Origin of the sequence: Streptomyces sp. S3(2020) (assembly GCF_013044505.1) — a bacterium.
Classification (GTDB): Bacteria; Actinomycetota; Actinomycetes; order Streptomycetales; family Streptomycetaceae; genus Streptomyces.
In genome coordinates this window covers 1-10,942 of record NZ_JABERD010000274.1, presented here as the reverse complement: position 1 = coordinate 10,942, position 10,942 = coordinate 1, and the positions used below count along the sequence as shown (strand labels likewise).

Sequence of the window (10,942 nt, the reverse complement as noted above, 5' to 3'; positions counted from 1 at the left end):
TGGGGAGCGCCACCGGCCCTAGAGCCGCAGCTTCGTCGGCAGGGTCAGATGTGTATAAGAAGCAGGGGCAGAACGAGCCCAGGGCCGCCGTCAGCGGTTCGCGGATCCGTGCCGCGGATGTCGTCTCGGGACCGCTCGCCCGGATCGCGTAGAACTCGCCGTCGGCCGCCTCGAAGCGGTGGTCGATGACATGGCGCGCGCCCTTGTCCTCGTCGTCGTAGCGGTAGGACAGCTCCGACCAGGAACCGCCCTCGTCCCGGTCCAGTGCCTGGTAGCCGGGCTGGCGGGCGAAGCCGTAGCCGGGGTCGTTCTCGGCCAGGCGCAGGGAGTCGGCGGGGCTGTCCTCCGAGAGCCGGAAGATCTGCAACTGGCGGCCGTCGGCGGGGGCGTCGTAGAAGACCACCGGGGCCTTCTCGCCCTCCTTCTGCCGGCGGATCCAGTCCTCCGGGACGAACAGCGTGTAGCCGACGGGGTCCTGGGCGCGCCGGTAGCCGACGGCCGGGGTCGGTGGCGCGGACCCCAGGAGTGAGGGCGGCGGGGTGGAGGCCCGCGGGGTCTCGGGCGGTGTGGTCCCGGCGGGTGTGGTCGGCGGGAGCGAGGTCGTGACGGCGACGCTCGTGCCCGGGGTGGCCCCGGGGCTCGTCGAGCCTTCGCGGGTCAGGAACCAGACACCGGCGCCGATGCCCGAGCCCAGCACGGCCATCGCGGTGAGGATCACGAGGAGGCGGCGGGGGCCGGGAGGCGGTGGTGGTGGCGGCTGTACGTACGCCGGGGGCGGCAGCGGCAGTGGCGTTCCGCCGAGCTGCGTCTGGGCCGACGCCCAGGGCGGCGGGGCCGTCGGTGCCTGCGGCTCGGCCGCGGCCCAGGGCGGCGGCGCGTGCGAGGTCTGTGTCTCCGCCGATGCCCACGGCGGCGGGGAGCCGCTCTGCCCGTGCGTACCGGTACCCCAGGCCGCCTGGCCTCTCTCCTCGCTCGGCTCGTGCTCGCCGGAACCGGAGCTGTAGCCGTGTCCGTGGCCGTTCCCATGGCCGTTGCCGTTCCCGTGCCATCCGCTGTTCATCGCGAACCCCCCGAATCACCTTGGCGGGTAACGTTCTTGACGGTAGCGGTGAAAACGGGCGCGGGCCCCGCTCCGGAAGAAACCGGAACAGGGCCCGTGCAGGCTCGTGACAGAAGCCGTCAGATACGGCTCGGTACAGCTCGGTTCGACTCGGTACGGCTCTCAGATGAGACCGAGACCGCGGACCGCCTCGCGCTCCTCCGCGAGCTCGGCGACGGAGGCGTCGATCCGGGCGCGGGAGAACTCGTTGATGTCCAGGCCCTGGACGATCTCGTACTTGCCGTCCTTGGTGGTGACCGGGAAGGAGGAGATCAGGCCCTCCGGGACGCCGTAGGAGCCGTCCGACGGGATGCCCATGGAGGTCCAGTCGCCGTCCGCGGTGCCGTTGACCCAGGTGTGGACGTGGTCGATGGCGGCGTTGGCGGCCGACGCGGCGGAGGACGCGCCACGGGCCTCGATGATCGCGGCGCCGCGCTTGGCGACGGTCGGGATGAAGGTGTCGGCCAGCCACTGCTCGTCGTTCACGACCTCGGCGGCGTTCTTGCCGGCGATCTCCGCGTGGAAGATGTCGGGGTACTGGGTGGCGGAGTGGTTGCCCCAGATGGTCAGGCGCTTGATGTCGGCGACCGTGGTGCCCGTCTTCTTCGCGAGCTGGGTCAGCGCGCGGTTGTGGTCGAGGCGGGTCATCGCGGTGAAGCGCTCGGCCGGCACGTCCGGGGCGGCGGCCTGGGCGATCAGGGCGTTGGTGTTGGCCGGGTTGCCGACGACGAGGACCTTGATGTCGTCCGCGGCGTTGTCGTTGATGGCCTTGCCCTGGGGCTTGAAGATGCCGCCGTTGGCGGAGAGCAGGTCGCCGCGCTCCATGCCCTTGGTGCGGGGGCGGGCGCCTACGAGCAGGGCTACGTTCGCACCGTCGAAGGCGACGTTCGGGTCGTCCGTGATGTCGATGCCCTGGAGCAGCGGGAACGCGCAGTCGTCCAGCTCCATGGCGGTGCCCTCGGCGGCCTTGAGCGCCGGGGTGATCTCCAGGAGGCGGAGCCTGACCGGCACGTCCGCGCCGAGCAGCTGGCCGGAGGCGATGCGGAAGAGCAGGGCGTAACCGATCTGGCCGGCCGCGCCGGTGACGGTGACGTTCACGGGAGTGCGGGTCATGGCGTTCTCCGTATGACAGCTGGCGGTGGGGCGGCACTGCCCCGGGCCCGGGTGGGACGTACAGATGATCGATCTCTTGGCATCAAGAGATCCACCGGTCAGGCTATCGCGCATCCGGGATCCCGGACCGCCGGGTTCCTGTGGCCCACCCCACAGAACCGCCCCGGAGACAGCGACCGGAGACAGAAGGAGGCGGCCGCCCGTCCGGGAGAGGGGGACGAAGGCGGCCGCCGTATGGGGGTACCGACATGGCCGGACTCCCGTGGGGGTACCGTGCGCGTGCCCACGATTCGTCCGGCCATGCCTGTCGCCCCGAAATTGTTCCGAGCCACGCCGGCTCCACGCCGGCTAAGCGGCGGCGGCTACTGGGTGCACCCCTTCTCCCCCGCCGCCAGCGTCACGCAGGCGGTGGCGTCGTCGGCGTCCTTCACCGCGACCATCGGCGTGTACGCGATGGTGTCGCCGGCCGTGCCGATCGAGCCGGTCTGCTCGGTCTTGCCGACGGTCACCGCGACCTTGTCGCCCTGCGCGGCCTGCGTGATACGGCCCCACGCGGCACCGCAGGTCTTGCTGTAGCGAACCTCCACGACCGTCGTGCCGACGGTGGCGGTCTGTGCGGTGGTCACCAGGTCGCCGCTGCACCCCATGCTCTCCGCGTCCTTGCCGGTGCAGGAGTCACCGCTGCACTCGACGCCGGGCGGAAGGTCGACGGAGGTGCTGACGCTCGGGGAGGGCGAGGCGCCCCCGCCCTCGTTCTTCTTCTCGCCACCGCCGCTGGTGAGGAAGTACGCGGCGCCGATCACCACGAGCACGCCGACGACACCCGCGAGGAACATCGTCAGCCGCCGCCCGCCTCCGGACCTGGCGGGCGCGGCACGGCGGGGCCCCTGCGGGGGTTCGCCGTACGACGGGCTCGGGGCCGGCGTCGGCACCGGGCGGGCCGGACTCTCCGGGGCGCGTCCGCCCGACGGTGAGGGTCCGTTGTACCCGGCCAGTCCCCAGGAGTTCGTGCCCTCCCTGACCTCCGGCATCGAGTCCCTGACCTCGGGCGAGGCCGGCTGCGGCGGCACCGTCGGGGCCACGCCCGCGGGCCCGGCCACCCCCGGGGTCGCCGTGGCGCTGGTGCCCTTGCGGGCGGTCCTGCCGCCCTTGGCGTTCGCCGGGGGCGCCCCGAACTCGCCGAGCGCGGCACGCGCCTGGGAGATACGGATGGCCTCCATGGTCATGTCGTGGCGCATCTCGGAGCGGCTCCAGGCGCGCTCGGCGAGCTCCCACATCGTGGTCAGATGGATGGGATTGGTGCCGGTGACCTCGGCCAGCGCCACGATCGCGCCCTTGGGCGCGAGCAGCCGGCCGTTGAGATAACGCTCCCAGGACGTCTTGCTGTAGCCCGTGCGGTCGGCCAGCGCCGCGACGCTCAGTCCGCTGCGGTCCACGAGCCGCCGCAACTGGCTGGCGAACTCCCTGACCTGCGGATCCAATTCATCGGGCAAGGCCCTCCAACGAGGCATTGCTTCCCCCCTCTTCCCCCCGGTCCGTGCTGGCTGTTGCTGTGTTTCCCCCGCGCGTGGTGCCCTCTGCCGAGACCCCGTCTGGCTACCCACAGGGATGCGCCCACTAAGGATCTCAGTTCCCGGGGTGGGGGCGCACGGGTGCATCGGGGCTGTGGGCATGCACCGTTGCACGCCCACCACGCCGCGGTCCAGTCTTCCAGCGGCGGGACGTCCCGGACCGTCCCGATTGGCCACGCTAACTCGGTTGTTGAACGACTTCGTTGCACATCCGCGAACTTGTCAACACATCGACACACAGAACGCACACACTTTGTCACACGTGCCACTTCAGTAAGAAACTCACCCAAAAGCCACGACGCCGCCGACCGCGACAAGGAGGAGCAGGAGCAGCAGCAGTCCCGCGTACCGGAGCAGACGGCCGCCGTCCCGCTTCTCCGCCTTCTCCTCCGGTGGCGCGTCCCACCACGGCAGCGTGGGGTCGTCCTCGTACTCCTCGGCCCCCGGCGCCCCCTGTGGCGGCGCCGGGACGGTCGCCGCCCGGGGCCAGGCCTGGACGGCCAGCTCCCAGCGGACCTTGACCCGCTCGACGTCGGCGTCGGTCAGACCGACGATCCGGCACAGAGCGGTCACCGCCTGCCGCGGCGGCGGCTGGGTGGCGTTGAGATAGCGGTGCCAGGAGGACTTGCTGTACGCGGTGCGCGCGCCCAGCGAGGCCAGGCTGAGGCCCGTACGGTCCTTGAGCCGCCGCAGCTGCTCCACGAAGTGCCGCACCTCAGGCGGCAGATCGTCCGGCAGCGGCTGCCAGGCACCCATCCAGCTCACCTCCACGGTGTCGGACGACGTCAGGGAGGTGACCGGTTCCCCTTGTGGCAGGGACCGGACACCGTAGCGGAACGGTCACTTCCGTGCCACAGCGCACTGACAGCCGTTGAACGGGGCGTTCGCCGTGCAAGAAGGTGGACGCAGACGGCGACCCGTCCTTACTCGGGGGAGAGGACGGGCCGCCGTCGCCGTACGCGGGGTGCACCTAGCTGTCGACCGTGAAGTGCAGGGTGTCCTTCAGGAACGGGATCTCCAGCCACGGGTCCGGCTGGGCCATCATCGACAGCAGGACGATCACGGCGCCCAGCACACCGTAGGTGACGATGTCCGTGAAGCGGGAGCGCACCGCGAGCATGCCGACGTCCCGCACCAGCCAGCGCAGCACGGCTCCGGCCACCAGCGCGGCACCGATCAGCATCGTGCCGTAGCGGAAGACGTCGAGCGCGGTGAGCAGCAGGCCGACGGCGACCGCGCCGAGCACGGTGAGGATCGGCCACTGCCGCGCGGGGGCCGGGGCGTCACCGGGCGCAGCCCGGCCGCCGCCCTCGGGGCGTGCGGTGTCCCTGGTGAACAGCGGGAAGCGGCGGGTGGTGCGACGCGGTCTGCCCTCGGCGTCGGGGGCGCTGATCGGGTCGCGCACCTCGATGTCCGCGTCTTCCTCCGCGCCCTGTCGCGCGCCCTGTCCCGCGCTCTGTCCCTCTGGGGGAGTCGTGTCAGCCTGCACTGCGCTCCGCCGCCTCGACCACGTTGACGAGCAGCTGGGCCCGGGTCATAGGGCCGACACCGCCGGGGTTCGGGGAGATCCAGCCGGCGACCTCGGCGACGCCGGGGTGGACATCGCCCACGATCTTGCCCTCGGCGCTGCGCGAGACACCGACGTCGAGAACGGCGGCGCCCGGCTTCACGTCCTCGGGGCGGATCAGATGGGCCGAGCCGGCGGCGGCGACGATGATGTCCGCGCGCTTGAGGTGCGAGGACAGGTCGCGGGTGCCGGTGTGGCACTGGGTCACGGTCGCGTTCTCGCTGCGGCGGGTGAGCAGCAGCGGCATCGGGCGGCCGATGGTGACACCGCGGCCGACGACCACGACCTCGGCGCCCTTGATCTCCACGCCGTACTGGCGCAGCAGGGTGAGCACGCCGTTGGGGGTGCAGGGCAGCGGGGCCGGCTCGTTCAGGACCAGGCGGCCGAGGTTCATCGGGTGGAGGCCGTCGGCGTCCTTGTCCGGGTCCATCAGCTCCAGGATGCGGTTCTCGTCGATGCCCTTGGGGAGGGGCAGCTGGACGATGTAGCCCGTGCAGTCGGGGTCCTCGTTCAACTCCCGCACCACCGCCTCGATCTCCTCCTGCGTCGCCGTCTCCGGCAGTTCGCGCTGGATGGAGGCGATACCGACCTGGGCGCAGTCGCGGTGCTTGCCGGCGACGTACTTCTGGCTGCCGGGGTCGGTCCCGACGAGGATCGTGCCGAGGCCGGGCGTGATGCCCTTCTCCTTCAGCACCGCCACGCGGGCGGTCAGATCGGACTTGATCGCGGCTGCGGTGGCCTTGCCATCGAGAATCTGGGCGGTCATGACCCCATCCTCGCGGATGACCGGGTCCCGGTTCCAATCCGGGTTCCGTCACCGGCCCGCACAAGATCGACGAGGTTGCACTTGCACAACACATATGGATAGCGGCTGGACAACGAACCGGCCACTGAAGAACGATTGAGGCCACAGTGCCGCGGGCTGTACCGGGGGGACGAACCGCATCTGTTGAACATTCCTCCGAACCGTGCCGCTCGTCGTCCCCGCACATTCGGTATACGGAGGAAGAACCGCCATGAGTTACGGCGATCCGAACAACCCCTACGGGCCCCCGCCCCAGCAGCCGCCCGCCGCTCCCCCTGGTTACGGCTACCCGCAGCAGGCCCCGCCGCCCGGCATCCCGCCGCAGCAGGCGTATCCCGGTTACCCGCAGCAGCCGGCGTACCCCGGCTACCCGGGCGTCAACAACATGGTGCCGGAGTCGATGCCGGGTCTCCTGGTGACGGCCCGTGTCTTCCTGTTCATCATCTCGGCGGTGCAGATCATCGGCGCGCTGGCCTTCCTCTACTTCGCCGCGTTCGCGAGTGACGTGTCGGACGGCGCCGACGAGCTCGGGTTCAGCACCGGAAGCGACGGCGCCGACATGGCGGCCGGTGTCTTCGGCGTCTTCGCCCTGGTCGCGGCGGCTCTGGCGACCCTGTCCATCACCCTCGGCGTCAAGTTCGGCCGGGGTGGCCAGGGCATCCGGATCACGACGGTGATCTACGGCGCGCTCGGCGCCATCGTCGGACTGCTCGGTCTCTTCGTCGGCCTCGACTCCGGGTTCGCCTCGGCGGTCGTCGGCCCGCTGCTGTGGCTCGTCTTCGGCGGCATCATCGCGGCCGCCCCGGTCGTCCCCAGCGGCACGGCCTGGTTCGCGCGCCCGCGCTACTGAACCCGCGGCGCTCCTGTCCAAGGGCCCTGCTTCCCCTCGTACGGGTGAGGCAGGGCCCTGGTACGTCGTTCTGGTCCGATGTGTCAGGGAATTTCTCCCCGAACCCTCCACCTGACACGCCGTATCAGGAAGAAGCTTCGGACTCTTCGAGGAACGTCCCCTACCCTCCCCTTCGTTGGACTGGGGGAGGGTGGCCCTCATGGAATCGGGCGAGGGGACGAATCCATGTACAGCGTCATCGTCGTACCTCCGGCATGCGCGCGGCCGGACGACCAGATCAGGATCGCCACCGGTGAACGGCTCGAGTTCGGCAGGGCCGCGACACCCGGCCTGACCATCGCGCACGAGGGAGTGCCCCGGATCGCCGGGGAGATCTCCGCACAGGGCACCTTCTGGCTGCTGAGCAACCGCAGCGAGCACCAGACTTACGTGGTGGAGAACCCGGAAGGCGCCGGGGAGCACATCAAGGTCGGCCCGGGCCGCGTGGACGCGCCGGTGCCCTTCGAGTTCTCGCGGGTCGTCCTGCCCGCCGCGGGCGACCTGCTCACCTTCGACGTCTGGGCGCCACGGCACGTCTTCCGCAGTGTCGCCCCGCACGGGCTCTCCGGAGCCCTGACCGCACCGGCGTTCACCCTCGACCGCACCAAGCGGTACTTCGCGGTACTGGCCGCCCTGTGCGAACCCCGGCTGCGCGGCGAACCGCACGCTCCGCTGCCGGCGGTCGAGCAGCTGGTGGAGCGGCTGCGCCCCGGCTGGCCGGCCGTCAGCCGCTCGGCCGTCTACTGGAACATCGACTACCTCGCCCTGAAGCTGCGGCTGCGGCCCGGCCCGGACACCGCGGAACCGGGCCTGCGCGTCAACGGCAAGAAGGAGTCGCTGGTCTCCCTCGCGCTGCGCTTCGACCTGGTCCGCGAGGACGACCTGGCGGTGCTGGCCGGGCCCGTGAGCGAGGTGCGCCGACGAGCGGGAAGCGGACGCATCCCGTCCGTGTCCCGAAGGGGTACCGGGTCGGCCGCTGGGAAGTCGGCGAACCCATCGCGTCGGGCGCGTTCGCCACGGTCTACGCCGCCGGACTCGTCGGCGACGAGCGGGCGGGCCTCCCCCGCCGTGCCGCCCTGAAGTTCCTGCCCACCGGCACCCGCACCCCGCACCGGCTCCACCATCTGCGTGAACTGGCCCAGCGTGAGGTCGAGTTGCTCGGGCGGCTGCGGTCACCGCGGCTGATCCGGATGTACGACACCCTCGTCGTCGACGACCCCGGGCACCCCGAACTCGACGGTGCCACCGTCCTCGTACTGGAACAGGCGAGGGGGTCCATCGACGCCGTACCGGATCCCGGTGATCCCGGATCCGTGCTCGCGCAGATCTGCGAAGGGCTCGCCCAGCTGCATCGGGCCGGGTGGGTGCACGGGGACCTGAAGCCCGCCAACGTGCTGCTGATGCGGGACGGTTCGGTCCGGCTGGCCGACTTCGGTCTGGCCGCCGAGATGGAGGGCGCGCACGCCTACGTCCCCGTCTTCGTCACGCCGGACTACACCCCGCCCGAACTGCTCTGGGCCGAGGTCGACGAACGAGGCGCCCGGGTCCGTCCCTCCGCCGACGTCTGGGCCTTCGGGGTCCTCGCCCACGTCCTGCTGACCGGCGCCTTCCCCTTACCGGGCGGCACGCCGGAGGCACGCTCCGACGCGGCGCTGCGGCATGCCCGGGGCGCGCAGAAACTGCGGCTCTCACCGGGCCTCCCGGACGCCTGGCGGGAGATCGTCCGCGACTGTCTGGCCCCCGCGCACGCCGGACGCCTCGGTACCGAGGCACTCCTCGCAAGGGTCGAGGCCGCGGTCGGTGTCGCTCGCGTCCCCCGCCCGTCCGGCCCTCGCAGTCGCCCCGCTCTCGCGGGCGCCGTCGCGACCGCACTCCTGACCGTGTCGGGGCTCGGGGTCGCGGCGGACGTCACCCACCGGTCGGCCATGACGGGCGAGGGGACGCCGGAGCACCGGCCCGTACTGGTCGCGTCGGCCTCCCGGTCGTACGTGTCACCGCTGCCGGACGGACCGCGTCGGCTTCGTCGGTGAGCCGGGGCACCTCGGCGGGCGGGTGGTGAGCGGGCCCGCGTCCCGCAGCACGGTGCTTGGTGCTGCGGGACGGACGGTTGGCGTCACCGCAACCGCATAGGGCCCGCCTCCACCACTTGGGCACGCTAGATTCACCTCAACTGGCGTGACGCCTGCGCATGTTGAGGCAGAGAAGCACTCGGGGGACAGATGACGGACCAGCGGCACCCCACGCCGCCGTACCGCACCGCGCTCATACAGGCGGGCGCCGATCCACTCCAGCCCGCCGACCCCGCCCGGATCGGCCCGTACGTACCGCTCGGGCGGCTCGGCAGCGGCGGGATGGGGCGGGTCTTTCTGGCACGGCCCGCCGACGACACCGCGGGGCTCGCCGCGGTGAAGGTGATCCGGCCCGAGTACGCCGAGGACCCGGAGTTCCGGCGGCGGTTCGAGCGGGAGGCCGCCGTGCACCGGCGGGTCGACACCCCGCACGCGCCGCGGCTGCTCGGCACCGGCTTCGAGCACGAACTGCTCTGGATGGCCACCCAGTACGTCCCCGGCGTCAACCTCGCCGACGCCGTGCGCCAGGGCGGCAGGCTGGAGCCGGCCGGAGTGTGGCGGCTGGTCTCGGAGCTCGGGCAGGCCCTCTCGGCGCTTGCCGCATCCGGGGTCGTGCACCGGGATCTCAAGCCGTCGAACGTGCTGCTGTCCACACAGGGCGTGCATGTCATCGACTTCGGTATCTCGCAGGCCGTCGACAGCAGCGCGATCACCGGCACCGGCAGCCGTGTCGGCACGCCCGCGTTCATGTCCCCCGAGTATCTGCGGGAGGGCCGCTGCGACGGTGCCTCCGACGTCTTCTCCCTCGCGGGCACCTTGATCTACGCCGCCACCGGACACGCCCCGTTCGGCGACGGGACCGGGGTCGACGTCATGCACCGGGTGGCCTTCGAGGAGCCGAAGGCGGAGGTGATGTCCGAACTCGGACCCGTGGACGGCCCGTTGGCGACGCTCCTGGCCGCCTGCCTCGCCAAGGACCCGGCCGGCCGACCCACCCCGCGGCAGCTGATCGACGCCGCCACGACCGCACTGAACGGCGAGGCCTCCGCCTGGCAGGAGCCCCTGGCCGGCCGCCTGCTCGCCCGCCGGGAAGGCTGCGCCTTACTGGAGGAGGCCTCGGCCGAGCAGACCGTCCACCTCCGCGCACCGACGACACCACCGGCGTCACCATCACCGGCAGCGCCGACTCCGGCGGCGGCTCCCGTCCCCGGCCCGGGTTTCGGCCCCGCGACACCGCCCGGCGCGTACGGGCCCGCCACACCGCCCGGCCAGTACGGCGGCTGGGCCGCCACCCCCGGGCAGTACGGCAGCCTGTCCACCCCGCCCGGCCAGTACGCCCCCGGCGGGCACGAGACCCGACGCGACCGGAGGAAGCCCGCCCTCGCCCTCGCGGCGGGCCTCGCCGTGGTCGCCGTGGCCGCGGGCGCGTTCTTCCTCACCCGCCCGTCCCACGACGGGACGACCTCGGCCGCCCCGACCGCGAGCACGAGCACCGGCCCCGCCTCGGACGCCGAAGCGGCCTCCGCCCTGCCCGGCTCCTCCGTCTCCGCGTCCCCGAACGCGGCGGAGAAGGAGAAAGCGAAGGAGAAGGAGGAGGAGAAGCAGACGGCGTCGGACGGCGACTCCTCCGGATCCGACGGCGGCACCGCCGGTACGCCCTCCACGACGGCCGCCCCCGGCGGGACCGGCGGCACGAGCGGCGGCACCGTCACGATCTACGCTCAGACCGAGATCGTGAAGGACCTCGTCGCCCTCCAACTGGCCGACGGGCCACCGCTGTTGTTCGAGGCGGAGGCGCTCGCCATCGAGAAGCCGGAGTCCGCGACACC

General features: G+C 71.9%; 8 protein-coding genes and 2 pseudogenes. 4 read left to right on the top strand and 6 right to left on the bottom strand.

Going from position 1 to position 10,942, the window contains the following annotated elements:
* The 6 genes from HLK59_RS44210 to HLK59_RS44185 form a co-directional block, all read right to left on the bottom strand.
* Positions 1-1,060 (bottom strand): hypothetical protein (locus tag HLK59_RS44210; RefSeq protein WP_206328322.1); only part of this gene is annotated, 1,060 nt, incomplete at its 3' end.
* A 162-nt stretch (positions 1,061-1,222) separates the two neighbouring features.
* A complete protein-coding gene (locus HLK59_RS44205) occupies positions 1,223-2,212 on the bottom strand; it encodes a malate dehydrogenase (RefSeq protein WP_171147319.1) in 990 nt (329 codons plus the stop codon).
* A 362-nt stretch (positions 2,213-2,574) separates the two neighbouring features.
* Positions 2,575-3,723: an XRE family transcriptional regulator gene (locus tag HLK59_RS44200; RefSeq protein WP_171147318.1), complete on the bottom strand. Its 1,149-nt coding sequence runs from the start codon at positions 3,721-3,723 to the stop codon at positions 2,575-2,577.
* A gap of 342 nt (positions 3,724-4,065) precedes the next feature.
* On the bottom strand, positions 4,066-4,539 hold the full coding sequence (locus tag HLK59_RS44195; protein ID WP_171147317.1) for a helix-turn-helix transcriptional regulator: 474 nt from the start codon (positions 4,537-4,539) through the stop codon (positions 4,066-4,068).
* A 214-nt stretch (positions 4,540-4,753) separates the two neighbouring features.
* On the bottom strand, positions 4,754-5,194 hold the full coding sequence (locus HLK59_RS44190; RefSeq protein ID WP_346779957.1) for a DUF3017 domain-containing protein: 441 nt from the start codon (positions 5,192-5,194) through the stop codon (positions 4,754-4,756).
* A gap of 67 nt (positions 5,195-5,261) precedes the next feature.
* On the bottom strand, positions 5,262-6,116 hold the full coding sequence (locus tag HLK59_RS44185; protein ID WP_171147315.1) for a bifunctional methylenetetrahydrofolate dehydrogenase/methenyltetrahydrofolate cyclohydrolase: 855 nt from the start codon (positions 6,114-6,116) through the stop codon (positions 5,262-5,264).
* Positions 6,117-6,366: 250 nt separating this feature from the next.
* Here HLK59_RS44185 and HLK59_RS44180 point away from each other — a divergent pair, with 250 nt between their 5' ends.
* From HLK59_RS44180 to HLK59_RS44170, 4 genes and pseudogenes are all read left to right on the top strand, one after another.
* Complete coding sequence (locus tag HLK59_RS44180) at positions 6,367-7,005, top strand: hypothetical protein (RefSeq protein WP_171147314.1); 639 nt, start codon at positions 6,367-6,369, stop codon at positions 7,003-7,005.
* 225 nt (positions 7,006-7,230) lie between these two features.
* Positions 7,231-7,941 (top strand): annotated as a pseudogene (locus tag HLK59_RS51635) (FHA domain-containing protein); the annotation flags it as partial.
* Positions 7,942-8,039: 98 nt separating this feature from the next.
* A pseudogene (locus tag HLK59_RS51630) lies at positions 8,040-8,921 on the top strand (serine/threonine-protein kinase); the annotation flags it as partial.
* A 342-nt stretch (positions 8,922-9,263) separates the two neighbouring features.
* Positions 9,264-10,942: serine/threonine-protein kinase (locus HLK59_RS44170; protein ID WP_171147313.1), on the top strand; the 1,679-nt coding region annotated here is incomplete at its 3' end.